The organism is Kosakonia sp. S57 (genome assembly GCF_016516575.1).
Classification (GTDB): domain Bacteria; phylum Pseudomonadota; class Gammaproteobacteria; order Enterobacterales; family Enterobacteriaceae; genus Kosakonia; species Kosakonia cowanii.
The window spans coordinates 56362-81112 of the sequence record NZ_JACVUL010000006.1 but is presented as its reverse complement, the minus strand read 5'-3'; the positions used below and the strand labels follow the sequence as shown (position 1 = coordinate 81112).

The 24751-nt window shown below is 53.0% G+C and carries 23 protein-coding genes; 12 read left to right on the top strand and 11 right to left on the bottom strand.

Annotated elements, in window-relative coordinates; genetic code table 11:
- Positions 1-41: 41 nt before the first annotated feature.
- The 6 genes from rlmKL to rmf all read left to right on the top strand — a co-directional run bounded on the left by rlmKL (position 42) and on the right by rmf (position 7975).
- On the top strand, positions 42-2150 hold the full coding sequence (gene rlmKL, locus IAE48_RS07625) for a bifunctional 23S rRNA (guanine(2069)-N(7))-methyltransferase RlmK/23S rRNA (guanine(2445)-N(2))-methyltransferase RlmL (protein ID WP_200133973.1): 2109 nt from the start codon (positions 42-44) through the stop codon (positions 2148-2150).
- 12 nt (positions 2151-2162) lie between these two features.
- Positions 2163-4070, top strand: coding sequence for an ABC transporter ATP-binding protein (locus tag IAE48_RS07620; protein ID WP_200133972.1), 1908 nt, complete (start codon positions 2163-2165; stop codon positions 4068-4070).
- An 11-nt stretch (positions 4071-4081) separates the two neighbouring features.
- A complete protein-coding gene (gene pqiA, locus IAE48_RS07615) occupies positions 4082-5353 on the top strand; it encodes a membrane integrity-associated transporter subunit PqiA (protein WP_200133971.1) in 1272 nt (423 codons plus the stop codon).
- Positions 5343-6983, top strand: a complete 1641-nt coding sequence (pqiB, locus tag IAE48_RS07610) for an intermembrane transport protein PqiB (RefSeq protein WP_200133970.1) — start codon at positions 5343-5345, stop codon at positions 6981-6983. The genes pqiA and pqiB overlap by 11 nt, the downstream gene beginning before the upstream one ends.
- Complete coding sequence (pqiC, locus tag IAE48_RS07605; RefSeq protein WP_200133969.1) at positions 6980-7552, top strand: membrane integrity-associated transporter subunit PqiC; 573 nt, start codon at positions 6980-6982, stop codon at positions 7550-7552. Before pqiB ends, pqiC begins: the two co-directional genes overlap by 4 nt.
- Before the next feature lie 255 nt (positions 7553-7807).
- The gene (gene rmf / locus IAE48_RS07600; RefSeq protein WP_023481470.1) at positions 7808-7975 is read left to right on the top strand and encodes a ribosome modulation factor; all 168 of its coding nucleotides are present in this window, start codon (positions 7808-7810) and stop codon (positions 7973-7975) included.
- A gap of 69 nt (positions 7976-8044) precedes the next feature.
- Here the strand turns inward: rmf and fabA are convergent, their stop codons facing one another.
- Positions 8045-8563, bottom strand: a complete 519-nt coding sequence (gene fabA, locus IAE48_RS07595; protein WP_023481591.1) for a bifunctional 3-hydroxydecanoyl-ACP dehydratase/trans-2-decenoyl-ACP isomerase — start codon at positions 8561-8563, stop codon at positions 8045-8047.
- Positions 8564-8647: 84 nt separating this feature from the next.
- On the bottom strand, positions 8648-10393 hold the full coding sequence (locus IAE48_RS07590) for a Lon protease family protein (RefSeq protein ID WP_200133968.1): 1746 nt from the start codon (positions 10391-10393) through the stop codon (positions 8648-8650).
- 182 nt (positions 10394-10575) lie between these two features.
- Here IAE48_RS07590 and matP point away from each other — a divergent pair, with 182 nt between their 5' ends.
- A complete protein-coding gene (gene matP / locus IAE48_RS07585) occupies positions 10576-11028 on the top strand; it encodes a macrodomain Ter protein MatP (RefSeq protein WP_023481810.1) in 453 nt (150 codons plus the stop codon).
- A gap of 86 nt (positions 11029-11114) precedes the next feature.
- On the opposite strand, the gene ompA is transcribed toward matP, so the two are convergent.
- Both ompA and sulA read right to left on the bottom strand, forming a co-directional pair.
- The gene (ompA, locus tag IAE48_RS07580; RefSeq protein WP_023481315.1) at positions 11115-12164 is read right to left on the bottom strand and encodes a porin OmpA; all 1050 of its coding nucleotides are present in this window, start codon (positions 12162-12164) and stop codon (positions 11115-11117) included.
- A 367-nt stretch (positions 12165-12531) separates the two neighbouring features.
- On the bottom strand, positions 12532-13041 hold the full coding sequence (gene sulA, locus IAE48_RS07575; protein WP_094420314.1) for an SOS-induced cell division inhibitor SulA: 510 nt from the start codon (positions 13039-13041) through the stop codon (positions 12532-12534).
- Between the two features lie 216 nt (positions 13042-13257).
- On the opposite strand from sulA, the gene IAE48_RS07570 reads away from it, so the two are divergent.
- Positions 13258-13878: a TfoX/Sxy family DNA transformation protein gene (locus IAE48_RS07570; RefSeq protein WP_054803149.1), complete on the top strand. Its 621-nt coding sequence runs from the start codon at positions 13258-13260 to the stop codon at positions 13876-13878.
- Here the strand turns inward: IAE48_RS07570 and yccS are convergent.
- Both yccS and IAE48_RS07560 read right to left on the bottom strand, forming a co-directional pair.
- On the bottom strand, positions 13875-16001 hold the full coding sequence (gene yccS, locus IAE48_RS07565) for a YccS family putative transporter (protein ID WP_200133967.1): 2127 nt from the start codon (positions 15999-16001) through the stop codon (positions 13875-13877). The two genes, IAE48_RS07570 and yccS, sit on opposite strands and share 4 nt — an antisense overlap.
- Before the next feature lie 16 nt (positions 16002-16017).
- Positions 16018-16464, bottom strand: coding sequence for a YccF domain-containing protein (locus IAE48_RS07560; protein ID WP_094420311.1), 447 nt, complete (start codon positions 16462-16464; stop codon positions 16018-16020).
- Between the two features lie 122 nt (positions 16465-16586).
- Between IAE48_RS07560 and helD the strand changes: the two genes are divergently transcribed.
- Positions 16587-18641, top strand: a complete 2055-nt coding sequence (gene helD, locus IAE48_RS07555; RefSeq protein ID WP_200133966.1) for a DNA helicase IV — start codon at positions 16587-16589, stop codon at positions 18639-18641.
- Positions 18642-18667: 26 nt separating this feature from the next.
- Here helD and mgsA read toward each other — a convergent pair whose 3' ends face one another.
- A complete protein-coding gene (gene mgsA, locus IAE48_RS07550; RefSeq protein WP_023481788.1) occupies positions 18668-19126 on the bottom strand; it encodes a methylglyoxal synthase in 459 nt (152 codons plus the stop codon).
- Positions 19127-19262: 136 nt separating this feature from the next.
- Between mgsA and IAE48_RS07545 the strand changes: the two genes are divergently transcribed.
- Complete coding sequence (locus IAE48_RS07545; protein WP_200134056.1) at positions 19263-19676, top strand: CoA-binding protein; 414 nt, start codon at positions 19263-19265, stop codon at positions 19674-19676.
- 29 nt (positions 19677-19705) lie between these two features.
- Here IAE48_RS07545 and hspQ read toward each other — a convergent pair whose 3' ends face one another.
- Positions 19706-20023, bottom strand: coding sequence for a heat shock protein HspQ (gene hspQ, locus IAE48_RS07540; protein WP_023481608.1), 318 nt, complete (start codon positions 20021-20023; stop codon positions 19706-19708).
- A 60-nt stretch (positions 20024-20083) separates the two neighbouring features.
- On the bottom strand, positions 20084-21274 hold the full coding sequence (gene rlmI / locus IAE48_RS07535; RefSeq protein ID WP_200133965.1) for a 23S rRNA (cytosine(1962)-C(5))-methyltransferase RlmI: 1191 nt from the start codon (positions 21272-21274) through the stop codon (positions 20084-20086).
- 91 nt (positions 21275-21365) lie between these two features.
- Here rlmI and yccX point away from each other — a divergent pair, with 91 nt between their 5' ends.
- A complete protein-coding gene (gene yccX / locus IAE48_RS07530) occupies positions 21366-21647 on the top strand; it encodes an acylphosphatase (protein WP_076769648.1) in 282 nt (93 codons plus the stop codon).
- Here the strand turns inward: yccX and tusE are convergent.
- Positions 21644-21973, bottom strand: a complete 330-nt coding sequence (tusE, locus tag IAE48_RS07525) for a sulfurtransferase TusE (protein ID WP_054803116.1) — start codon at positions 21971-21973, stop codon at positions 21644-21646. The two genes, yccX and tusE, sit on opposite strands and share 4 nt — an antisense overlap.
- A gap of 88 nt (positions 21974-22061) precedes the next feature.
- Entirely contained in the window at positions 22062-22721 is a 660-nt protein-coding gene (yccA, locus tag IAE48_RS07520; protein WP_023481827.1) for an FtsH protease modulator YccA, read from the bottom strand.
- A 268-nt stretch (positions 22722-22989) separates the two neighbouring features.
- Between yccA and IAE48_RS07515 the strand changes: the two genes are divergently transcribed.
- The gene (locus IAE48_RS07515; RefSeq protein ID WP_200133964.1) at positions 22990-24618 is read left to right on the top strand and encodes an ABC transporter substrate-binding protein; all 1629 of its coding nucleotides are present in this window, start codon (positions 22990-22992) and stop codon (positions 24616-24618) included.
- Positions 24619-24751 lie beyond the last annotated feature (133 nt).

Below are 24751 nucleotides of genomic sequence, written 5' to 3'. Positions count from 1 at the left end.
GCTATAATGCGCAACAATTTTCGTAGAGTGTAAGTGACATTATGATTTCTCTGTTTGCCAGTACGGCCCGTGGGCTGGAAGAGCTGTTAAAAACTGAACTTGAAAAACTCGGCGCCCTGGAGTGCCGCGTCGTTCAGGGTGGTGTCCATTTTGAAGGCGACACGCGGCTCCTGTACCAAAGCCTGATGTGGAGCCGCCTGGCCTCGCGCATTATGATGCCGCTGGGAGAGTGCAAGGTTTACAGCGACCTTGATCTCTATCTCGGCGTGCAGACGATCAACTGGACAGAGATTTTCAACCCGGGCGCAACCTTTGCCGTGCACTTCAGCGGGCTGAACGACGAGATCCGCAACAGCCAGTACGGCGCGCTGAAAGTGAAAGATGCGATTGTCGACAGCTTTACGCGCAAGAACCTGCCGCGCCCGAACGTCGAGCGTGAAATGCCGGATCTGCGCATTAACGTCTGGCTTAACCAGGAAACGGCGCATATCTCTCTCGATCTGAGCGGCGAAGGCCTGCACCTGCGCGGCTACCGCGATCGTACCGGCATCGCGCCAATCAAAGAGAACCTGGCCGCAGCAATTGTGATGCGCTCCGGCTGGCAGCCGGGCACGCCGCTGCTCGATCCGATGTGCGGCTCCGGCACGCTGCTGATTGAAGCTGCCATGGCGGCAACCGATCGCGCGCCAGGCCTGCATCGTGGCCACTGGGGTTTTAGCGGCTGGGCGCAGCATGACGATGTCATCTGGGGTGAAGTGAAAGCCGATGCGCAAAACCGCGCACGCGAAGGTCTGGCAGCCTATGAGTCCCGTTTTTATGGCTCAGACAGCGATGCCCGCGTCATTGAGAATGCCCGTAAAAACGCCCGTCGCGCCGGAATTGGCGAGCTGATTACCTTTGAAGCCAAAGATGTCGCGCAGCTCAGCAATCCATTGCCGCAAGGCCCGTACGGCACGGTTATCAGTAACCCGCCTTACGGCGAGCGTCTGGAGAGTGAACCGGCGTTGATCGCCCTGCACAGCCTGCTGGGTCGTCTGTTGAAAGCGCAGTTTGGCGGCTGGAACCTGTCGCTGTTTAGCGCCTCGGTCGATCTGCTCAACTGCCTGCAACTGCGCGCCGACCGTCAGTTCAAAGCCAAAAACGGCCCGCTCGACTGCGTGCAGAAAAACTACCATCTGGCGGAAAACACCGGCGAAGCAAAAGCGCCAGCGATGGCGGAAGATTTCGCTAACCGCCTGCGTAAAAACGTTAAGAAGCTGGAGAAGTGGGCGCGTCAGGAGGGGATTGAGTGTTATCGCCTGTATGATGCCGATCTGCCGGACTACAACGTTGCCGTCGATCGCTATGCTGACTGGGTGGTGGTGCAGGAGTACGCTGCGCCGAAAACCATCGATGCGCAAAAAGCGCGTCAACGCCTGTTCGATATTATTGCCGCCACCATTCACGTGCTCGGTATTGCGCCTAACAAGCTGGTGCTGAAAACCCGTGAGCGCCAGAAGGGCAATAATCAATACCAGAAGATGAACGAGAAGGGCGACTTTATCGAGGTGAGCGAATATAACGCGCGCCTGTGGGTCAACCTGACCGATTATCTGGATACCGGCCTGTTCCTCGATCACCGTATTGCCCGCCGCATGCTGGGACAGATGAGCAAAGGCAAAGATTTCCTTAACCTCTTCGCCTACACCGGCAGCGCCAGCGTCCATGCGGGCCTCGGCGGCGCACGCTCCACTACCACCGTGGATATGTCCCGCACCTATCTGGAGTGGGCAGAGCGTAACCTGCGCCTTAATGGCTTAAGCGGCCGCGCGCATCGCCTGATCCAGGCCGATTGCCTCGGCTGGCTGCAGGAGACCGATGAGCAGTTCGATCTCATCTTTATCGATCCGCCCACCTTCTCCAACTCTAAGCGCATGGAAGAGTCTTTTGATGTGCAGCGCGATCATATGCGTCTGATGGAAGACCTGAAGCGTCTGATGCGCAAAGGGGGCACCATTATGTTCTCCAATAACAAACGCGGTTTCCGTATGGATCTCGACGGGCTGGCGAAGCTGGGGCTTAAAGCACAAGAAATTACCCAAAAAACGCAGTCGCAGGATTTTGCCCGCAACCGTCAAATCCACAACTGCTGGCTGATTACCGCAGCCTGAAAGGATAAATAGATGTCATTAATTAGTATGCACGGCGCGTGGCTCTCATTCAGCGACGCACCCCTTCTCGATAATGCGGAACTGCATATCGAAGAGAATGAGCGTGTTTGTCTGGTTGGCCGTAACGGCGCAGGCAAATCGACGCTGATGAAGATCCTCAACCGGGAAGTGAATCTCGATGATGGTCGCATTGTTTATGAACAGGATTTAGTTGTTGCACGTTTGCAGCAGGATCCGCCGCGCAATGTCAGCGGCAGCGTCTACGATTTCGTTGCCGAAGGTATCGAAGAGCAGGCAGAGTATCTCAAGCGTTATCACGAGGTCTCTCACCTGGTGATGACCGATCCGAGCGACAGAAACCTCGCTGAGCTGGCGCGCGTGCAGGAGATGCTGGATCACCACGGTCTGTGGCAGCTGGAGAACCGTATTAATGAAGTGCTGGCGCAGCTCGGCCTGACGGCTGATATGTCGCTCTCGGCGCTCTCCGGCGGCTGGTTGCGTAAAGCCGCGCTTGGGCGCGCGCTGGTCAGCGGGCCGCGCGTGCTGTTGCTGGATGAGCCAACCAACCACCTCGATATTGAAACCATCGACTGGCTGGAAGGGTTCCTGAAGTCTTTCGGCGGCACCATTATCTTTATTTCCCATGACCGTTCGTTTATCCGCAATATGGCGACGCGCATTGTCGATCTCGATCGCGGCAAGCTGGTCTCCTATCCGGGCAATTACGATCAGTATCTGCTGGAGAAAGAGGAAGCGCTGCGCGTAGAAGATCTGCAAAACGCTGAGTTCGATCGCAAGCTGGCGCAGGAAGAGGTGTGGATCCGTCAGGGCATCAAGGCGCGTCGTACCCGTAACGAAGGGCGCGTGCGTGCACTGAAAGCGATGCGCCGCGAGCGTAGCGAACGCCGTGAGGTGATGGGCAGCGCAAAAATGCAGGTCGAAGAGGCATCCCGCTCTGGCAAGATCGTCTTCGAACTGGAGCATGTTGATTACGGCATCGATGGTAAAGCGCTGGTGCGCGATTTCTCCACCCAGGTGCAGCGCGGCGATAAAATTGCGCTGATTGGCCCGAACGGCTGCGGTAAAACGACCCTGCTGAAGCTGATGCTGGAACAGTTGAAAGCCGATAGCGGCCGCGTTCACATTGGTACCAAGCTTGAAGTGGCCTATTTCGACCAGCATCGTGCTGAGCTTGATCCCGACAGAACCGTAATGGATAACCTGGCGGAAGGTAAGCAGGAAGTGATGGTCAACGGCAAGCCGCGCCATATTCTCGGCTACCTGCAAGACTTCCTGTTCCATCCGAAGCGGGCAATGACGCCGGTACGTGCGCTGTCAGGCGGGGAGCGTAACCGCCTGTTGCTGGCGCGGTTGTTCCTGAAACCCAGCAACTTGCTGATTCTCGATGAACCGACCAACGACCTGGATGTGGAGACCCTCGAACTGCTGGAAGAGCTGATTGATAGCTACCAGGGCACGGTTCTGCTGGTAAGCCACGACCGTCAGTTTGTTGATAACACTGTGACCGAATGCTGGATCTTCGAAGGCGAAGGGCGCATCGGGCAGTATGTTGGTGGTTATCACGATGCGCGCGGTCAGCAGGCAGCTTCGCAGGCGTTTAAACACGCTGCGGTGCAGAAAAGTGCCGAGGCGCCTGCCGCCAAAGCAGAAACTGTTAAACGCAGCGCCAGCAAACTAAGCTATAAACTGCAGCGTGAGCTGGAACAGCTGCCGCAAAAGCTGGAACAGCTGGAAGCAGAGCTGGAAACCTTGCAGGCGCAGGTAGCGGATGCAAGTTTCTTCAGCCAGCCGCACGATCATACGCAAAAAGTCCTCGCTGATATGGCGTCAGCCGAGCAGGCACTGGAAGCGGCGTTTGAACGCTGGGAGTATCTGGAGGCGCTGAAAAACGGCGCATAGAGGAAAGCGGTATGTGTGAACACCACCACCATGGCACTCGCCACATTCTCTGCTCGCAATGTGACATGCTGGTGGCGTTACCGACGCTGCAACATGGACACCGGGCGGCGTGCCCGCGCTGCGGCACAACTCTGACGACCGAATGGCAGGAGCCGCGGCAGCGTCCGACGGCGTACGCCCTCGTCGCCCTGTTTATGCTGCTGCTCTCCAATCTTTTCCCCTTCGTCAATATGCAGGTGGCGGGCATCGGCAGCGAAGTGACGCTGCTTGAGATCCCAAGCGTCATGTTCTCGGAAGATTACGCCAGCCTTGGCACGCTCTTCCTGCTTTTTGTCCAGCTGGTGCCTGCCTTCTGCCTTATCACTATCCTGCTGCTGGTAAACCGGGTGCGGATGGATTTTCGCCTTAAAATCGCGCTGGCGCGGGTGCTGTTTCAGCTGAAAAGCTGGGGCATGGCGGAGATTTTTCTTGCTGGCGTGCTGGTGAGCTTCGTTAAACTGATGGCCTATGGCGATATCGGCATCGGCAGCAGCTTCATTCCGTGGTGCCTCTTTTGCCTGCTGCAGCTGCGCGCGTTTCAGTGCGTCGATCGCCACTGGCTATGGGATGACATCGCACCTGCGCCTGTACTTGAGCAACCTCTGCATGCGGGCATCACCGGCATCCGTCAGGGGCTGCGCTCTTGCCCCTGCTGCACGGCAATCGTTCCGATGGATAATCCGGTTTGTCCGCGGTGCCATACGCGCGGTTATGTCCGGCGACGCCATAGCATACAGTGGACGCTGGCGCTGCTCGTCACGGCGATCATGCTCTATCTGCCGGCTAATATTTTGCCGATCATGATTACGGATCTGCTGGGCGATCCGACGCCATCGACCATACTGGCGGGGGTGGTGCTGTTATGGAGCGAGGGCTCCTATCCCGTAGCGCTGGTGATTTTTATTGCCAGCATTATGGTGCCGACGCTGAAAATGATCGGTATTGCCTGGCTCTGTATTGATGCGAAGGGTTATGGCAGACGTGACAGCGAACGGATGCATTTTATTTATGAAGTAGTCGAGTTTGTCGGCCGCTGGTCAATGATTGATGTCTTTGTTATTGCAGTGCTATCTGCGTTAGTTCGCATTGGCGGGCTGATGAATATCTATCCTGCAATGGGTGCGCTAATGTTTGCGCTGGTCGTTATTATCACGATGTTTGCGGCGATGACTTTCGACCCGCGTCTCAGTTGGGATCGGGAGCCACAAACGCACCATGAGGAGTTGTCAGAGCATGGAGAATAAACAGGGCGAAGCCCAGGTACAAAAAGTTAGGAACTGGTCACCGGTCTGGATTTTCCCGATCGTGACAGCGCTGATTGGTGCCTGGATCCTCTTTTATCACTACAGCCATCAGGGTCCGGAAGTGACGCTGATCACCACTAATGCTGAGGGCATTGTCGGCGGGAAAACGACGATCAAGAGCCGCAGCGTGGATGTCGGCGTTGTAGAGAGTACAACGCTGACCGATGATTTAACCCATGTGGCGATCAAAGCACGGCTCAACTCCGGTATGGAAAAACTGCTGCATAACGACTCGGTATTCTGGGTGGTAAAACCGCAGGTCGGTCGGGAAGGAGTTAGCGGCCTCGGAACGCTGCTCTCGGGTGCTTATATTGAACTTCAGCCGGGTGCCAAAGGCAGCGTGCCCGATCAATATACCCTGCTGGATGCCCCTCCGCTGGCACCGCCGGATGCCAAAGGTATCCGCGTGATCCTCGACAGCAGCAAGGCGGGTCAACTCTCACCTGGCGATCCGGTGCTGTTCCGTGGCTATCGTGTGGGCTCGGTTGAAACCAGTAACTTTGATACGCAAAAACGGACCATGACCTACCAGCTCTTTATCAATGCACCGAACGATCGGCTGGTGACCAGCAATGTCCGTTTCTGGAAAGATAGCGGTATCGCCGTCGATCTCACCTCTGCCGGTATGCGTGTCGAAATGGGATCGCTGGCGACGCTGTTTGGCGGTGGCGTCAGTTTTGATATCCCGGATGGGCTGGACTTAGGACAGCCGGTGGCGGAGAAGAGCGCCTTCAAACTCTATGACGATCAGCGCAGTATTCAGGATTCGCTCTATACCGACCATGTCGACTACCTGATGTTCTTTAAGGACTCGATTCGCGGCCTGCAGCCGGGTGCGCCGGTGGAGTTCCGCGGTATCCGTCTCGGAACCGTGAGCAAAGTGCCGTTCTTTAACCCGGGCATGCGCCAGGCACTGAACGATGATTACCGCATTCCGGTGCTGATCCGCATTGAGCCTGAGCGGCTGGCGAATCAGCTGGGACAGGATGCCGATATGACCGCACATATGAAAGAGCTACTTAATCGTGGCCTGCGCGCATCGCTGAAGACCGGGAATATCGTCACCGGCGCGCTGTATGTCGATCTCGATTTCTACAACAATGCGCCGCCGATGAAAGAGTTCACTGAGTTTGAGGGCTACCCAATCATCCCAACGATGAGCGGCGGCCTGGCGCAAATCCAGCAGCGACTGATGGATACGCTGGATAAGATTAACAACCTGCCGCTCAATCCAATGATTCAGCAGGCGACAAATACGCTGTCAGAGAGCCAGCAAACCCTTAAACGTCTGCAAACGACGCTGGATAACCTGAATAAATTGACTGCCAGCCAGTCAATGCAGCAGCTTCCGGCAGATATGCAGTCTACGCTGCGCGAGCTTAATCGCAGTATGCAAGGGTTCCAGCCGGGGTCGGCCGCCTACAACAAGATGGTGGCGGATATGCAGCGTCTGGATCAGGTGTTACGGGAACTGCAGCCGGTGCTGAAGACGCTGAACGATAAGAGCAATGCGCTGGTATTCGAAGCGAAAGGGAAAGACGATCCGCAGCCGAAGAGGGCGAAACAATGAGAAAGAGCGCACTGGCGATGCTTGTCCTGTTATTAACCGCCTGCAGCAGCGGCGGTGATAACAAAAGTTACTACCAGCTACCTTCGCCGTCGGTAACCACGACGCAGTCGATGACCGGGCAAACCCAGGGCAACCGCCAGCTCTGGGTTGAGCAGGTCTCTGTGCCAGACTATCTGGCGGGGAATGGCGTAGTATATCAAACCAGCGATGTGCAATACGTTATTGCCAATAACAACCTCTGGGCCAGCCCGCTCGATCAGCAGTTGCGTAATACGCTGGTGGCGAACCTGGGCAATGCCTTACCCGGCTGGGTTGTGGCATCGCAGCCGCTGGGTAGCGAGCAGGACACGCTGAATGTGACGGTAACCGGTTTTCATGGTCGCTATGACGGGCGCGTTATTGTCAGCGGCGAATGGCTGCTTAAGCATCAGGGCAGCTTAATTAAGCGGCCTTTCCATATCGAGCTGAAGCAGCAAGAAGATGGTTACGATGCGATGGTCAAAACCCTGGCGCAGGGCTGGCAGCAGGAAGCCGCCAGTATCGCTGCGGAGTTAAACCGTCTGCCATAAGTAGATTTAATGATCAAACGAGCCGCAACGGGTCTGTGCCTGCGGCGGCTTTTTTTATTTTTGAGCTCAGAAACTTAGTCCGATAAACGCGCATTTATTGTACAAATGAAGTTTTGTCCAGGTCACATTTATGACACTGGCGTGAATTTTGCGCATTGACGACGCGGTCTATTCAAGGTATTTGTGACCTGTGGTTGCACATTAAGTGACCACTGTTTTCTTTTCCACCAGATAAAAGAATGAGGGAAACGAGGCATGAAGAGACAAAAACGCGATCGCCTGGAACGGGCACATCAACGTGGTTATCAGGCTGGTATTACGGGGCGCTCGAAAGAGATGTGTCCGTACCAAACCCTGAATCAAAGGTCCGAGTGGCTTGGAGGCTGGCGACAGGCCATGGAGGACAGGGCAGTGACTGCCTGATTCTGTCTCTTTAGAAAAAGAAACCTCCGCATTGCGGAGGTTTCGCGTTTTGGCAGGGCTACGCTGCTATCAGAAAGCAGAGGTGTCCTGGAACAGACCGACCTTCAGATCGGATGCTGTGTAGATAAGACGATCGTCAACCAGCACTTCACCATCAGCCAGACCCATGATCAAACGACGGTTAACGATGCGTTTGAAATGAATGCGGTAGGTGACTTTTTTCGCTGTCGGCAGAACCTGACCGGTAAATTTCACTTCACCTACGCCAAGCGCACGGCCTTTGCCTTCGCCGCCCAGCCAGCCGAGGTAGAAACCAACCAGCTGCCACATGGCATCAAGACCGAGGCAGCCCGGCATAACCGGATCTCCGATGAAGTGGCAACCGAAGAACCACAGGTCCGGATTGATATCCAGTTCAGCTTCAACGTAGCCTTTATCGAAGTTACCGCCGGTCTCGGACATTTTGACCACACGGTCCATCATCAGCATATTCGGAGCCGGTAATTGCGGGCCTTTTTCGCCAAACAGTTCGCCGCGACCAGAGGCAAGAAGATCTTCTTTTGTATAGGATTCGCGTTTATCTACCATGTTCTTAATAAGCCTTATTTGTAATTTCGCACGCAGGATAGCTAACACGTGTACGCTGAACAAGTCCGATCAGTTAACAGTGAACTAGTTTAGCCAACGTAACGGCCAGGGAAAGCGATGGCGAGCCTCTTGTTGGGTTGCCTGCGCGATACGTTCGAGAATGATTTGCTTGAGGTTGGTTTGCCCTTCAGCGTCCCATGCCAGACCCATCAATAAGGGTAGCGCATCTGTCACATCATCCACTGCCCAGATGGAAAATTGCTTCGCCTCAATGGCATCCAGCAACTCCTGGCGTAAACACAAATGCCGAACATTCGCCGTAGGAATGATGACCCCTTGCTCACCGGTCAGTTCACGTTGCTGGCAGATGGCGAAAAAGCCTTCAATTTTTTCGTTTAAACCACCGACCGGCTGGCAACGACCAAACTGATCGACTGAGCCGGTAATAGCAAGACGTTGATTAACCGGCACCTCTGCCAGCGCACTGATCAGCGCGCAAAGCTCAGCCATTGAAGCGCTATCGCCATCCACTTCACTGTAAGACTGTTCAAAGGTGAGTGAGGCAGAGAAAGGAATTTGTTGTTCAAGATCCAGCTCGGACATCAGAAATGCCTGCATGATCATCATGCCTTTTGCATGGATGTTGCCACCGAGTTCCGCTTTGCGCTCGATGTCATTGAATTCCCCGTCACCGATATGCACAACACAGCTGATGCGCGAGGGTTCGCCAAACGCTCGCGGGTGACCCGGGAATTCAATCACGGAAAGGGCATTAACCTGGCCGATACGTTCACCTTCGGTTTCGATGAGGATCTGCTCAAGCAGGATCTCATCCTGCATCCGCTCCGCAAGGAATCCTTCTCGCCACTCACGCTGAGCAAGCATGGTGGTCAGGGCATCGTTATCAAAGGTATCGTTAACCGTTAATGCCGCAACTTCGCGCAGTTGGCGCGAGAGCCACAAAGGGCAGAGCGGTAATGTTTCTTGATCGCCGGTATAACGCACGGCTTCACGAATTAACGTGGCCCAGGCATCTGCCGCCGGTGTCGGTAACTGTGCGGCGCTGGCCGTTTGTTCTACCCACTGACGCCATACGCGCAGTGTGTCGCTATCTGTAACCTGCAGGGTCTCTTCGTATTCGCTATAAATCGCCTGTGCCGCGAGTTCCGGCTCCATCTCCTGGAACTCTGCCAGCGAGTCGCGCTCGCCGACCAGCACAACTTTCAGATCCAGCGGCATAGACGGTACCGACACCGGAAGCGGGCGCGACTCGTCAAACGACACCCAGTCGAAACGGCGCTGCGTCACCATGGTTTTCAGACGCATCCAGAGTAATGGCTGGGCTAAAAGAGCACGCAACGAAATCAGTAATACGCCGCCGTTTGCCTGATGAACCAGGCCTGGCTGAAGGGTAATCTCTTGATTAAACTGACGCAGGCAACCGAAAAGCTGCTCGGCTTCAACCCAGTCGGCAATCACAACCGGCTGCTTACCGACGAAATTACTCTCGGGATCGGTGCTGGGTTCGAAACGCACGATTGAGCCGGTAATATCGTACTGGCCACCTGTCGGTGTGTGAGTGGCAGGAAGTAGCGAGGCGAGCGTTTCACCAATAAGCGTGAGATATTCGGCTTCTTCTGGCGCTTTTGTCAGTAAAAAGCGCGAGGTTGCGCGCGGGTAGAGCAACTGCTCGAGCGCATAGTGCAATCGGGGCTGAGTATCGGCCAGTGTGAAATCCGTTTCGCTCGCTAATGCGGACGATTCAAACACGTCCTGATAGCTGTCTGTATCAGGAACCAGGTCGTTCCATTCAAGTTTTGTAGTGGTCAAAGTCGTTATTTTAGTCAGCTGTAAAGGGCGGGATTATACCGTAAACGCTGGCGCAGCACACAATGATTACAACTTTCAGCCAGCCTCACCCGGCAGATCGACTGTTCCTGGTGATTTCTTCTGAGCAGAGTCTTAAAAAACTGATATTCTGGACTCAGTTACGCGGTTACGTTGAGAGAGAAATGAAATATCAACAACTGGAAAATCTCGAAAGCGGCTGGAAATGGAAGTATCTGGTTAAAAAGCACCGTGAAGGGGAGTTGATCACCCGCTATGTGGAAGCCAGCGCGGCGAAAGAGGCCGTCGATAATTTATTGACCCTCGAAAATGAGCCCGTGCGTGTTAACGCCTGGATTGAGCAGCATATTAATCCGGCGTTGATCAACCGGATGAAGCAGACTATTCGTGCGCGTCGTAAGCGGCACTTTAATGCCGAGCATCAGCATACGCGTAAGAAATCAATCGACCTGGAGTTTGTTGTCTGGCAACGACTGGCGGGGCTGGCGCAACGCCGCGGAAAGACCCTTTCCGAAACGATTGTGCAATTGATTGAGGATGCTGAGCATAAAGAGAAGTATGCGTCGAAAATGTCGACCATAAAGCACGACCTGCAGGCGCTGCTCGGAAAAGAGTAGTCAACCGCCTTCCTGATTCCTCCCATTTTCAAACGCTACATAATAAAAAACCCCGCGCAATGGCGGGGTTTTTTCTGACGGAGAACTTAAGCCTGCGGCTGAGTTACAACGTCTTTGATACCTTTAACTTCGATCTCAACGCGACGATCCGGACCCAGGCAATCGATCAGAGCAGCGCGTGCTTTCACGTTGTCACAGGTGTTGCCGGTAACTGGGTTAGATTCACCCATGCCACGTGCGGAGATTTTGTTAGCCGGGATACCTTTAGAAACCAGGTAATCAACAACGGACTGAGCACGTTTCTCAGACAGACCCTGGTTGTAAGAGTCAGAACCGATGCGGTCGGTGAAGCCCAGAACCACTACGGAACCGTCTTTCGGATCCAGGTTGCTCAGCTGGCTGTACAGCTGATCCAGCGCCTGCTGACCTTCCGGTTTCAGGGTAGCTTTGTTGAAGGTGAACAGAACGTCAGACTTCAGAGTGAAGTGCTTGGTCTGTACTTCCGGAGCCGGTGCCGGAGTCGGAGCAACTACCGGTGCGGAATCTTCCTGCTGACCGAAACGGTAAGAAACACCTAAGCTCAGCAGACCGTTGTCCGGACGACCACCAACGGTGTTCGCGTCACCAATGTTGTTGGTCCACTGGTATTCCAGACGGGTAGCGATATCACGGGTAACTGCCCACTCAACACCACCAGCGAAGACCGGAGAAACGCCGGTATCGTGATCTTTGAAGCCCTGGTTGTTTTTAGCGTCTGCACGCCAAACCATACCACCCAGACGGGTGTACAGATCAACGTCATCAGCAATCGGGTAACCCAGTTTAGCGGTCAGCTGAACGCCCTGAGCTTTGAATGCGCCGTTTACATCGCTGCCTTTGTACGGCATGCGACCCAGCCAGTCATAGCCCATTTCAAAGCCAACGTACGGGTTAACCTGATAACCACCGAACGCACCAGCGCCTAACTGGCTCTCGTGAGTCGGGCCATTGTTAGGGATCTGGTTGTTACCAACATCGTGGAACTGAGACCAGCCCAGTTTAGCACCGGTGTACCAGGTGTTATCTTTCGGAGCGGCCTGCGCTACGGTAGCGAAGCCAGCCAGTGCCACTGCAATCGCGATAGCTGTCTTTTTCATTTTTTGCGCCTCGTTATCATCCAAAAATCGCCATGGAAATCTCGTCGAGAAGTCACGGTTAAATCCTTCACCGGGGGCATTGCTCACTGACAACTCTGCAGATATCTTTACCGATATCTTTGGCTTATGCCGAGCACCCCTGGCGATGTAAAGTCTACAACGTAGTTGGAAACTTACAAGTGTGAAGTCCGTCAGGCATATGAAAAAAAAGGCTTTGTGTACACAAAATTTAACATTTGTGCTCAGATATCGTTCATCATTGATGTATGGCAAACCACGCCGCACAAGCTTTGCGGCTCTATTTAGCTAATAAATAGGGGATACTGGAAGCGGCGAAAAATAATCCCAGGAAAACTCCTAAATTTACTCAATGATACAAATTTGAGTGAATTTTTATCCCGGAAAGCTGTCTCGCAGCGAGGGGATTGCGACGAATTGGACGCATAACAAAGCCAATCGCATTACCTTCTTCGGCTGCCGACGCCAGGCGGCGATGTTCATCTTCCGTCAACTCCTCAGTATGCCAGCCAATGACAACGCTGAAATTACCGGTACGTAACGCCCGGATCATAGAGTCCAGCGTAACCCCGGGAGAGAGTTGGTTAATCTGCATTACTTTGGTCAGCGGCAAGCCAGCAGACTGAACCCATTCACGGCTTAATTTCTGTTGCGGTGTTAACCACAGCTGCCAGCGTGACTGTTGACCAAGCTGCTGTAGCAGTGGCAGCAATAATAACTGAGTCATCATGGGCTGGTCTTCATGGTAAACCACTTCGCTAATCAGCCCGGTAGCGAGAGTATTCGATTCGCTCTGGTTCAATGTGTTAATCGCGGAAGCGGATGTTTTAGAACGATTTGCATAGCCTGAAGTGTGCATAAGCAATCCAGCCCTCTGAGTTACTGTATAAACATACAGTACCTGTTGAGTGTTTAAAGATCAACCTCAATTTCTGAAAGCATCTCGCATTTTTGTTTTGTGGATGCGGCTCAATACAAAATTTGCTTGCCGTCGCGCGCGCAGTTGCCTATGTTCCTGATTACTGGATCCGCTTACGGAAAAACGCATTACCAGGTGATTTATAAAGGAAAAATCATGGAAGACCTATCTTATCAACGGATATATCAATCGCGCGAATATCTCACTTCACTCGGACAAATTAGCCATCGCGCCCACTTTGGTGGTTATAGCCTTGCAGTGGATAACATCGTTTTTGCGATGATAGCCGAGGGGAAACTCTACTTACGCGCCTGTGATGAAAGCGCGCAGTATGACGTCGTCCGGCGTGCACCGCTTTTAAGTCTCAACAAGCGGGGGCGTCAGATATCGTTAAATTATTTCTATGTCAGCGACAATGTATGGGGTGACCGCGGCTTGCTGCTGAAGCTTTCTACACTTGCGCTTGATGCAGCACGGCGGGAGAAAACACAGCGCGAAAAACTTTTTCGCCTGCGCGATCTACCCAATCTTTCCAGTCAACTCGAGTTTCAATTGCAGCAGGCCGGCATCAAAGATGCGCAAATCCTGCGGCTACTTGGTGCGAAAGTTTGCTGGCTCAGACTTCGGAAAATGAATAAACAACTCAGTGTAAAAGTGTTATTTGCACTGGAAGGGGCCATCGTCGGCATTCATGAAGCAGCGCTTCCGGCAAGTCGTCGCCAGGCGCTGCTTGAGTGGTCTAATGATGTGATCAATAAAGGAGCTAACCCTCTCTAGACTATTTGGCTTTTTAAACGAGAAACTTCCGGCAATAACGCTATCAACAGGCCAACCTGTTGTAATACAAGCGGCTCTTTGCTGTCGGGGCGCGGATCCAGTTGCTTGATGCGCTGCGATAAATCAGCAAGCGCATCCTGCACCCGCCCCTGATCGGCAGGCGAATGGTGGAGGGCATCATCCACGTAACACACCGCGTCATCCAGTAGACGCAACACTTCAGGTTGGGTTAATTGCTCGCGATGCGCACCCAGCGCAGAAATGTAGCTTATAAAAGTCTGATTAAGGCACAGCAATCTGAACGCCACTTCACGGAGCTCAGGTGAAGTACCCGGTTCCGAAGACATATTCGATACTACCGAAGCCAGCTCGGCATCGCGGTTGTAAGCGTTACGCCTGGCGATGCGATAGGCAAGGCGATTATCACGTCCTTGATGATACTGCTCGAGGATCGCGTCAAGATAACGGCAGTTGGCGTTAAATGCTTTCTCCGTGACGCTCGACAGGTTCCTGAAGCGCCAGTCCGGCCAGATAAAGCTTACTGCCGCCCAGGCGATAGCGCAGCCAATCAACGTATCGATAATGCGTGGAATAGCGACTTCAAACCCTTCCCCGAGCAGGTTGAAACAGAGCAAAACCAGCAGCGTGATGAACATTGTGGCATGAGCGTATTGCACCGTGCGGAATGAGAAAAAGAGCACGCCAGTAATAACAATCAGCAGCAACTGTCCCTCTTGGGAAGGAACAAAATAGAGTACCGGCAAACCGATAGCGACACCTACCAGCGTGCCGATGACGCGCAAGCTCAGACGATGGCGCGTGGCATTATAGTTCGGCTGGCAAACGAACAGGCTGGTTAACAGGATCCAGTAGCCATGTTGTAAACCGGTGAGATGGATAAAAGCGTAGCCGATACAGAGCACCACCGACATACGCACCGCATGGCGAAACAGGGCAGATTCGGGCGTCAGATTTTGGCGCAGGCGTAACCAGACGTCGTGAAAGCCGTTCAGGCTGTCGTCGGCGAGCTGATTTTCCGTCTCGCCATGAGCCTGAGGATGAGGCTGTCCTGATTCAATTGCTGCCAGTTGCGCGTCGATCGCGCGCAGATTGTCGAGTAAAAAACCGAGCGCTTTAACATGTTCGGGAGTCGTTTCCCCGCTGTTTTTTATCCGCGCCAGCGCGGCGTCAAGGTGAAGGAATACCCGTTCAAACCGGCTGTCATGCTGATAGGGCTCACGCAGCAAAATCGCGCGGGAGAGCTGCGCGCAGGCCTGAGATTGCATCGAAAGAAGACGTTGAAAGCGGAACATCACGTCGCTATAGCGAAAATGCTCGCGCAGGGTTTGATACTGAATGTGCGATGAGCTCGCGCGTTCATGGATATCTTGTGCTGCAAAGTAGTAATGCAGCGCCTGACGCGTACTTCGCTGCCCACGATCGCCCCGTAAACGGGTGAGCATTGTGCCCTTTGTCTGATTAAGCGTGGTAACCAGTTGGCCATTAGATAAGGCGAGTTCATATAAAGGTGCCTGGCTGGCTTCCTCAATATCAGGATCGAAAAGGCGTGATTTCAGTTCCAGGTAGTGCGCTAGCTGCTCATAGCAGCGCGCCAGGTTGTCCTGCAGCGCGCGAATGGGGAAAACAAGATGCCCGACCAGCGTCAGGAGGTTGAACCACACGGCGCCAGCCAGCAACAGCAGAGGTTGCTGGTACCAGTGCTCGAAAAGCGACACGCCCAGCATGGTGTAAACGGCAATCAGCAGCGCACCAAAGGCAATAGTGGCATATCGTTGACCTAACCCTCCCAGCAAAATAAAGCCGATAGTGGAGCTGACCAGGCCAAGTGCGAAGAGCCATGGCCAGGGGAATAGTAACTCCACCGATGCCGAGGCGATAAAAAAGGAGACCAGCGTAATGACCAGGTTTTTTAACCGCCCGGTAAGACGGTCATCGAGGTCGGCCAGCGCCGCAGCAACCACGCCGAGGGTTAATGGAATGGTCAGTTTAACTTCGCCAAGGTGCCACGGTAACGCGGCGGTGCCGCAAAGGGCGATAAAGATCCTGACGTTATATAGCCAGGCGCTGTTCCAGGTGTAACGACGAAGCAAGGGGCTCAACATAGGGCAGGGGATCCGATTACTGAAAACGACGACGCGCGTTGGCTTCACGTGCAGCCCGTGCCGTTTCAACGGAAACAACACGACGCCCCACCGGCCACAATGCGATAGCGGCGATTTTAAAATTCGCCACGCCAACCGGGATACCAATAATTGTCAGGCATTGAGCCACGCCGGCAATAATATGCATCACGCAAAGCCACCAGCCGAACAGGATAAACCAGACAACATTCAGTAAGGTTCCCCCTGCGTTTAGCAGACCATTTCTGCCGTCTGGAGAGAGTTCATCGACGTGGACCGCCTCATTTCCCCACGGAATAAGGGATAACTTAGTGATCTCCCAGCATGAGCGCGTGAGCGGAAGGGTCACGATTAACAACACGCTAACAATGGTTGCCACCAGCCAGCCCAGTGTTGTGGCAAAACCACCGAGGACAAAATTCAGGATATTCAAAATGGTACGCATAAAACCTCAGTTGAGTTCCGGGTATTGATCGTTCCGGCAATTGTAACGATTTTTTGGACTGGAGCACCAATTCTCTGACAGGTAAACTGGCAATAATTGTCACAAGCTGAGATCACCAAGAGATGGAACTGAAAGCGACTTCCCTGGGAAAACGCCTGGCACAGCACCCGTACGATCGCGCGACCATCCTGCATGCAGGTATAAAAGTAGCGGGCGACCGCCATGAATACCTCATTCCCTTTAATCAATTATTAGCGATTGAGTGTAAGCGGGGCATGGTTTGGGGAGAGATGGAGTTTCAGTTGGCTGATAACAAAGTGGTGCGCTTGCATGGCACTGAGTGGAGTGACACGCAGCGTTTTTACCACCTTCTGAATGAGCGCTGGTGCAGCTGGAGCGCGGAGATGAGCGAGGTGGCAGCTGAACTCCTGTCGGGCCAGTTGACACTTATCTCTGAACGTATTGATCCATCCAGATGGTTGACGCGTAACCAGTTGACCGGCGTACAGCGCCAGTTGCAGGAAGCTTTCGCTGCGCTTCCGATACCCACCAGTCGTCTGTCGGAGTTTGATAATTGTCGCACGCTCTGGCAACAGTGCCAGGCATGGCTACAGGATGTTGAAGGGCGTCGGGCAGAACATAATCAAGCCTTTACCGAAACGATGCTGAAGCAGTATGCGACCTTTTTTGAACAGGTTGAAAGCTCGCCTCTAAATCCGGCGCAAGCGAGGGCAGTGGTCAATGGTGAGCACTCTCTTCTGGTATTGGCTGGCGCTGGCAGCGGTAAAACTTCCGTGCTGGTGGCGCGTGCCGGTTGGCTACTGGCACGCGGTGAGGCCTCTGCCGATCAAATTCTTCTGCTCGCCTTTGGCCGTAAAGCAGCGCAGGAGATGGATGAGCGTATTCGCGAGCGGCTGCATACCGATGAGATCACTGCGCGGACTTTTCATGCACTGGCTCTGTACATCATTCAGCAAGGCAGCAAGAAAGTGCCTGCATTGAGCGAGCTGGAAAACAATACTGCCGCACGACTGACGCTGTTAACCCAAACCTGGGTGCAGCAGTGCAGCGAGAAAAAAGCGCAGGCAAAAGGGTGGCGTCAGTGGCTGGAAGAGGAGCTGAACTGGCAGATTCCTGAAGGGAATTATTGGGATGATGAGGCGTTGCAGCGGCGCGTTGCACCACGTTTGGATCGCTGGATAAGTTTGATGCGCATGCATGGCGGTGCTCAGGCGGAAATGATTGCCAGCGCACCGGATGAGATACGCGATCTCTTTGCCAAACGCATCAAATTGATGGCGCCATTGCTGAAAGCATGGAAGAGCGCGCTTAAGGAAGAGAACGCCGTCGACTTTTCGGGGCTTATTCATCAGGCCATCAATGTGCTGGAAAAAGGGCGCTTTATCAGCCCGTGGAAGCATATTCTGGTGGATGAGTTCCAGGACATTTCACCCCAGCGCGCTGCGCTACTGGCGGCGTTACGCAAACAAAATACGCAAACAACACTTTTTGCAGTCGGCGATGACTGGCAGGCGATATACCGCTTCAGCGGCGCGCAACTTTCCCTTACCACTGCGTTTCACCACTATTTTGGTGAAGGCGATCTCTGCGCCCTTGATACAACCTATCGCTTTAATTCCCGCATCGGTGAAGTGGCGAACCGCTTTATTCAGCAAAACCCCTCGCAGCTTGCCAAGCCGCTTAACAGCTTGCTGGCAGGTGATAAAAAATCCGTAACGCTGCTGGCAGAAGATCAACTCGATGCGCTGCTCGATAAGCTAAGCGGTTTCGCGAAGCCGGAGGAGCGCATCCTGGTATTGGCCCGTTATCATCACGCCAGGCCAAAAAGCCTGGACAAAGCGGCAACGCGATGGCCGAAACTGCAGCTGGATTTTATGACGGTTCATGCCAGTAAAGGGCAGCAGGCCGATTATGTCATTATTGTTGGCCTAAAAGAGGGGCAAGATGGGTTTCCTGCGCCAGCGCGGGAATCGATTATGGAACAGGCGCTTTTGCCTGCGGAAGAGGAGTTTCCTGACGCAGAGGAGCGTCGTCTGCTCTATGTTGCACTGACGCGAGCACGTCATCGCGTTTGGTTGCTGTTCAACAAAGAGGAACCTTCACGCTTTGTTGAAATACTCAAATCGCTGGATGTGCCCGTTGCCAGAAAGCCCTGAACTCAGGCGGCGGGTGCCGCCTGACGTTACTTCAACCGTTCAGCCAGATAGCGCTGATAATCTGGAATCAAAATATCAACGCTGTGATTAAATTGCGGGGATTCGATAATAAAATCGGCGGTTGAAAGGTTGGTTGCCACAGGAATATTCCATACCGTCGCCAGGCGAAGCAGGGCTTTTACATCAGGATCGTGAGGGACGGCATTAAGCGGATCCCAGAAGAAAATGAGTACGTCGATTTTACCTTCCGAGATGAGCGCGCCGACCTGCTGATCGCCACCCATCGGGCCGCTCAGCATTGCATTCACTTCCAGCCCAGTTGCGCGTTGAATCAAATTACCGGTAGTGCCGGTTGCATAGAGTTGATGTGCTGCCAGCACGGGCTGGTGCCGCTCAACCCATTTCATTAACAACTGCTTGCAGTGATCGTGCGCGACAAGGGCGATATTCTTGCGTACGGGTAGCGTGCGAGTGGTTGATTCCATGATCTATTTCCGTCAGTGATGTTTGCTACAGATTACTGGAAGCACTTGATGCTGCAAGAGAAGCGAATAAAAAAAACAGAAAATGGTTGAGTTACCCCGATTGATTTACACTTTGTGAAATCAAGCGGAGGAAATGATGAAAGAGAACGATATTGCCGAGATTTTACGCGCTACGCATACCATCGCTCTGGTTGGAGCAAGCGACAAACCCGATCGTCCCAGTTACCGCGTCATGAAGTACCTGTTAGATCAGGGCTATCATGTGATCCCAGTCTCACCAAAAGTGGCCGGAACGACGCTGTTGGGTCAGCAGGGGTATGCGACGCTGGCAGATGTGCCAGAGAAAATTGATATGGTGGATGTGTTCCGTAACTCCGAGGCCGCATGGGACGTCGCGCAAGAGGCGATTGCCGTAGGGGCGAAAACGTTATGGATGCAACTGGGCGTGATTAACGAACAGGCTGCTGTGCTGGCGCAGGAAGCGGGGTTGAACGTAGTGATGGATCGCTGCCCGGCGATTGAAATTCCGCGCCTGGGTTTGGCGAAATAAAAAAATACCCCGCTGGTTGCGGGGTACGATCAGTTTCGCAATCTTGGAGCCTGCAGCTGGCGCCGAATGGTCCGCGCCAGTTCATCCATTGAGGGCTGTTCGGGGTGCTCATCCGTTATTTCGCTGGTGAGCTGCGCTTCGGCCAGATAAGTGTGAACGGGTTGACCGTCGTCATCCTCCATCACTACATGGTACCAGGGCAGTATGCGTAACTCGTCATTGACTGCCAGCTCGTCTGCTGACGGCTCATCAAGCGAGTACTCTGGGTCGATATCGACCACTACGCCAAGATACCCCAGCAGTGAGTGGCGAACCTGCTGACCGATACCGAATTTGCTGGCTATCATTGTCACCTCCCGGGAACCTTTGATAACCCCAAATATGGGGACGCGGCTCCAGATTTCAACTTACATGACGCGACAGGCAAACCCTTTCAGATAAAGCCCTTCCGGGTAGGTTGCGATCACCGGGTGATCGGCGGCCTGACGGAACTGGTCTATAAATTGTATATCACGCCCGGCATCTAAGGCGGCATCAGCGATGATTTTCTGAAATAAATCGGTGGTCATCAAACCTGAGCAGGAGAAGGTCAGCAGCACGCCGCCGGGATTGAGCAACTGAATAGCCAGCATGTTGATATCTTTGTAGCCGCGGCAGGCACCCATTAGCTGGCTTTTGTTTTCAACGAATTTCGGCGGATCCATCACAATCACATCGAAGGTTTCGCCCTGATCGCGATATTTACGCAGCAGTTTGAACACATCATCGCGTACAAACTCCGCTTTGCTCAGATCAAGCTTATTCAGGGTAACGTTCTGCTTCGCAACGTCCAGCGCTTCCTGTGAGGTATCAACGCTAACGACCTCGCGACAGCCGCCCATCAGTGCGGAGACGGCAAAGCCGCCAGTGTAAGAGAAGCAGTTAAGTACGCGTTTGTCAGCCACGTAGCGACGTGTCGCCAGGCGGCTGTCGCGTTGGTCGAGGTAATAACCTGTCTTATGGCCGCCCTGAATATCAACAAACAGCTTCATGCCGTTCTCTTCGATAGGTAACAGCGGCGGAGGCAGCTCGCCTGACACCGTACCTTGTGTTAACTCCAGTCCCTCTTTTTTTCGCACCGCGACATCACTGCGATCGTAAATAGCGCATTCCGGATAGAGCGTTTGTAGTGCAGAAAGGAGTGCCGGACGCTGATATTCCGCTCCGGCGCTCAGAAGTTGCAGCACCAAAAAATTGCCGAAACGGTCAATCGTTACACCGGGTAAGCCGTCAGATTCGCCCGCAATCAGACGATAGCTGTCCAGACCATCACGCCCGGCGAGCCAGTTACGCCACTGCTGCGCTTGCTGTAAACGGCGGGTGAAGAAGTCGATATCAACGCTTTCGTCTTTATCAAAGGTCCAGACGCGCGCGCGGATTTGTGAAGCGGGAGAGAGCGCTCCGCGGGCCAGCCATTTACCCTGATGATCGACGATATCCACGGTTTCTCCGAGGCTGGCTTTGCCTTCCATTCGCGCTACGGCGCCGGAAAACACCCAGGGATGACGACGCAATAATGACTTCTCGCGTCCTTTGGCTAACACTAAACGTACACTCATATTTGGCTATTCTGTCGGCTGAAGAAAATGGGCGCTATTGTCACGGGTTCGCCGGGTAAATGCAACGCGCCCGCATTGATGGAGATAAGATATGGCTCAAGTTTGCACAATCGCCTGGGTACACGGCAGCGTACAAGGTGTTGGATTTCGCTACACCACACAACACGAAGCGCAGCGTCTGGGATTAGTCGGATATGCGCGAAATCTGGATGATGGCAGTGTTGAGGTGGTTGCCTGCGGTGAGGCGGAGAATGTCAACAAACTGATTGAGTGGTTAAAAGCGGGTGGGCCGCGTAGCGCGCGGGTCGATAAGGTTTTGACCGAGCCTCATCAACCCGACAAAGCGTGGAGCGATTTTGGGATCCGCTACTAGATGCACTTAACCGGTTTAGGCAGGCCTGCAATTTTCGTGGCCTGTTTAGCCGGGCCTTTTGGAAAGAGGCGATAGAGATAGCGGCTGTTGCCTTTCTCTTCGCCATATTTATTGGCCATTGCCTTTACCAGCATGCGAATAGCAGGTGAAGTATTGAACTCCAGATAAAAGCCGCGCACGAAACGCACCACTTCCCAATGTTCAGGGGAGAGAGAAATGCTCTCTTTCTCTGCAATCGCCTCTGCCAGAGCCTCGCTCCACAGCGAAGTTTCTTTTAAATAACCTTCGCTATCTGTTTCGATTTCTTTACCTTCAAAGATCAACATAGTTTCCACAACGGCTGTTTATGACGGCGGGAGTGTAACAAAAAACAAAGCCCCGCATAAGCGGGGCCTGATGGAGAAGGGATTGGCTTTAGTCTCTGCTGGCGAAGCCCAGAATACTCAGCAGGCTAACAAAGATGTTGTAGAGCGATACATAGAGACTCACGGTCGCACGGATATAGTTCGTTTCGCCACCATGAATGATATTGCTGGTTTCATACAAAATCGCGCCGGTAGAGATCAGAATAAATACTGCGCTGATTGCCAGGTGCAGGGCAGGAAGCTGAAGGAAAATATTCGCAACCATACCGATTAGCACAACCACGATGCCGGCCATCAGCATACCGCCCAGGAAGGACATATCCTTACGGGTAGTCAGCACATAGGCTGAGCAGCAGAAAAAGACCAGTGCGGTACCGCCAAGCGCCAGCGCAATGACGTCACCCATCCCGGCAGACAAATACGCGTTCAGCATTGGACCAAGGATGTACCCAAGGAAGCCGGTAAAAGCAAACGCAGCAATAATACCGCTCGGCTTATTCGCCAGTTTGTAGGTTAAGAACATCAAACCATACATCCCAACCAGCGTAAGGATAAGCCCCGGCGAAGGGAGCATCAGTACGGTACTTGCAGTTGCTGTGATCGCAGAAAAAGCCAGTGTCAGACTGAGCAGGAAATAGGTATTACGAAGAACTTTGTGCGTGCTCAGCAGCGAGCTGCGGTCACGCGAAGAAGTAATTAGACGATCCATAAGCCACTCTCTTATGACAGATGTAATTAGAAGTGGAGTCTAGGAAAGTCTTGCTTGCGGTAAAAGACGTTTTACCCATCTTTACTCATCGCAGCGGCTGCCGATGCCTGTTTTATCGATAAAAAATGTGATTAGAAGATTCTGGGAACAAATGTGATGCAGAGCCATATTTATCTCTTATATCGCTCGAAATGTTTTGCCGTCTAATCTTTAGCACGTTAAGAGTGTAAAGGCGTCGTTATATAACAAATTTCAAAGGCGAATGGATATGAAACCACAAACACTAAACAACATAACTCACGTTTTATTGGCAGTCGGGATGATGTGCGCAACGACCCAGGCTTATGCGGCAAGCGTACCCGCGGGGGTTGAACTGGCGGCAAAACAGGAATTAGTGCGTAACAACGGCAGCGAGCCGGCATCGTTGGACCCGCATAAAGTTGAGAGTGACATCGAGTTCAATATTATTCGCGATATGTTCGATGGGTTGCTGGCAGTCAAAAAGGATGGTTCTATTGAGCCGCTTTTAGCCGAAAAATGGGAAAACAAAAATAATACTGTCTGGACGTTTCATTTACGCCCGGGGATCACCTGGTCGGATGGTACGGCAATTACAGCTAAAGATGTGGTCTGGAGTTGGCAGCGTCTTGTTGATCCGAAAACGGCCTCTCCTTACGCCAGCTATCCGGGCAATATGCATATCCTCAATGCAGAAGATATCGCACAAGGTAAAAAACCAGTTGATTCGCTGGGTGTAAAAGCAGTGGATGACTCGACTCTTGAGGTTACCCTGACTCAACCGACAGCCTCTTTTTTATCTATGTTGGCTCACCCCTCAATGGTTCCGATCGATCCAGTGCTGGTTAACCGCTTCGGTGATAAATGGACAAAACCGGAACATATCGTCACCAGCGGAGCGTATAAAGTGACTGATTGGGTGGTCAACGAGCGCATCGTGGCGGAACGTAACACGCGCTACTGGAACAATAAGGCGACAGTGATCAATAAAGTCACCTATCTACCTATCAGCGCGGAAACTGCAGATGTAAACCGCTTTAAGGCCGGGGAAATTGATATTACCTACACAATTCCTGTGAATCAGTTTGCCCAGCTACGTAAAACATTTGGCGAGCAGGTCAGCGTTGAGCCTCAACTGGCGACCTATTATTACGAGTTCAATACCACTAAACCCCCCTTCAACGATCCACGTCTGCGCCGCGCGCTCAATATGGGGTTAGATAAAGATATTATTGCTGACAAAGTGATGGCGCAGGGTCAAAGGCCGGCATGGGTCATCAGCCAGCCAGAAATCGGCGGAGTGAAGTTATCTCCGCCAGATTATTCCACATGGCCGCGTGAAAAACGCCTTGCAGAGGCGAAGAAATTGTTAAACGAGGCGGGCTTCAATGAAGCGCACCCTCTAAGTTTTAACCTTCTCTACAACACGATGGAGACGCATCAACGGATTGCCATTGCTGCGAGTTCAATGTGGAAAAAAAATCTTGGCGTAGAGGCAAAGCTGCAGAATCAGGAGTGGAAAACAATGCTGGATACGATGCATACCGGCAATTTTGACGCAGTGCGCTATGCATGGATTGCGGATTACGATGATGCGGCGACCTTCCTGAACAACTTCCGTACCGGAAGTAGTGAGAATACCAGTAAGTACAGCAATTCAGCCTATGACGAGGCGCTGGATAATGCAGCGAAGGCGAAAGATGTTGCTGAGCGAGGAAAATATTATCAGCAAGCAGAAGATCTTCTGGCGCGTGATGTACCGGCAATCCCTGTTTATCACTATGTCCGTACGCATTTGGTGAAACCATGGGTGGGCGGTTTCAATCCCGATCCGCTGGGTTACTATCTCACGCAAGATATGTACATCAAAAAACATTAAAACGCTGTCCTTATCCGCTTCTTTATTGAGCACTGTGTTGATGTTTAAAGCGATCAACCTGTTTTTGGTTGTTTTTCACGCAAACGAACATTGTCACGCTTTACATGAGGGGCAGGGATGTTTATAGTGCGCC

What these genes read in the sequence shown, in the direction of transcription:
- matP (WP_023481810.1), top strand. Translation starts at nt 10,576, where the DNA reads ATGAAATATCAACAACTGGAAAATCTCGAAAGCGGCTGGAAATGGAAG.
- yccA (WP_023481827.1), bottom strand. Translation starts at nt 22,721, where the DNA reads ATGGATCGTCTAATTACTTCTTCGCGTGACCGCAGCTCGCTGCTGAGC.
- pqiB (WP_200133970.1), top strand. Translation starts at nt 5,343, where the DNA reads ATGGAGAATAAACAGGGCGAAGCCCAGGTACAAAAAGTTAGGAACTGG.
- hspQ (WP_023481608.1), bottom strand. Translation starts at nt 20,023, where the DNA reads ATGATAGCCAGCAAATTCGGTATCGGTCAGCAGGTTCGCCACTCACTG.
- IAE48_RS07545 (WP_200134056.1), top strand. Translation starts at nt 19,263, where the DNA reads ATGAAAGAGAACGATATTGCCGAGATTTTACGCGCTACGCATACCATC.
- mgsA (WP_023481788.1), bottom strand. Translation starts at nt 19,126, where the DNA reads ATGGAATCAACCACTCGCACGCTACCCGTACGCAAGAATATCGCCCTT.
- ompA (WP_023481315.1), bottom strand. Translation starts at nt 12,164, where the DNA reads ATGAAAAAGACAGCTATCGCGATTGCAGTGGCACTGGCTGGCTTCGCT.
- IAE48_RS07560 (WP_094420311.1), bottom strand. Translation starts at nt 16,464, where the DNA reads ATGCGTACCATTTTGAATATCCTGAATTTTGTCCTCGGTGGTTTTGCC.
- rlmKL (WP_200133973.1), top strand. Translation starts at nt 42, where the DNA reads ATGATTTCTCTGTTTGCCAGTACGGCCCGTGGGCTGGAAGAGCTGTTA.
- fabA (WP_023481591.1), bottom strand. Translation starts at nt 8,563, where the DNA reads ATGGTAGATAAACGCGAATCCTATACAAAAGAAGATCTTCTTGCCTCT.
- pqiC (WP_200133969.1), top strand. Translation starts at nt 6,980, where the DNA reads ATGAGAAAGAGCGCACTGGCGATGCTTGTCCTGTTATTAACCGCCTGC.
- rlmI (WP_200133965.1), bottom strand. Translation starts at nt 21,274, where the DNA reads ATGAGTGTACGTTTAGTGTTAGCCAAAGGACGCGAGAAGTCATTATTG.
- IAE48_RS07620 (WP_200133972.1), top strand. Translation starts at nt 2,163, where the DNA reads ATGTCATTAATTAGTATGCACGGCGCGTGGCTCTCATTCAGCGACGCA.
- sulA (WP_094420314.1), bottom strand. Translation starts at nt 13,041, where the DNA reads ATGCACACTTCAGGCTATGCAAATCGTTCTAAAACATCCGCTTCCGCG.
- IAE48_RS07515 (WP_200133964.1), top strand. Translation starts at nt 22,990, where the DNA reads ATGAAACCACAAACACTAAACAACATAACTCACGTTTTATTGGCAGTC.
- IAE48_RS07570 (WP_054803149.1), top strand. Translation starts at nt 13,258, where the DNA reads ATGGAAGACCTATCTTATCAACGGATATATCAATCGCGCGAATATCTC.
- yccX (WP_076769648.1), top strand. Translation starts at nt 21,366, where the DNA reads ATGGCTCAAGTTTGCACAATCGCCTGGGTACACGGCAGCGTACAAGGT.
- yccS (WP_200133967.1), bottom strand. Translation starts at nt 16,001, where the DNA reads ATGTTGAGCCCCTTGCTTCGTCGTTACACCTGGAACAGCGCCTGGCTA.
- rmf (WP_023481470.1), top strand. Translation starts at nt 7,808, where the DNA reads ATGAAGAGACAAAAACGCGATCGCCTGGAACGGGCACATCAACGTGGT.
- pqiA (WP_200133971.1), top strand. Translation starts at nt 4,082, where the DNA reads ATGTGTGAACACCACCACCATGGCACTCGCCACATTCTCTGCTCGCAA.
- tusE (WP_054803116.1), bottom strand. Translation starts at nt 21,973, where the DNA reads ATGTTGATCTTTGAAGGTAAAGAAATCGAAACAGATAGCGAAGGTTAT.
- helD (WP_200133966.1), top strand. Translation starts at nt 16,587, where the DNA reads ATGGAACTGAAAGCGACTTCCCTGGGAAAACGCCTGGCACAGCACCCG.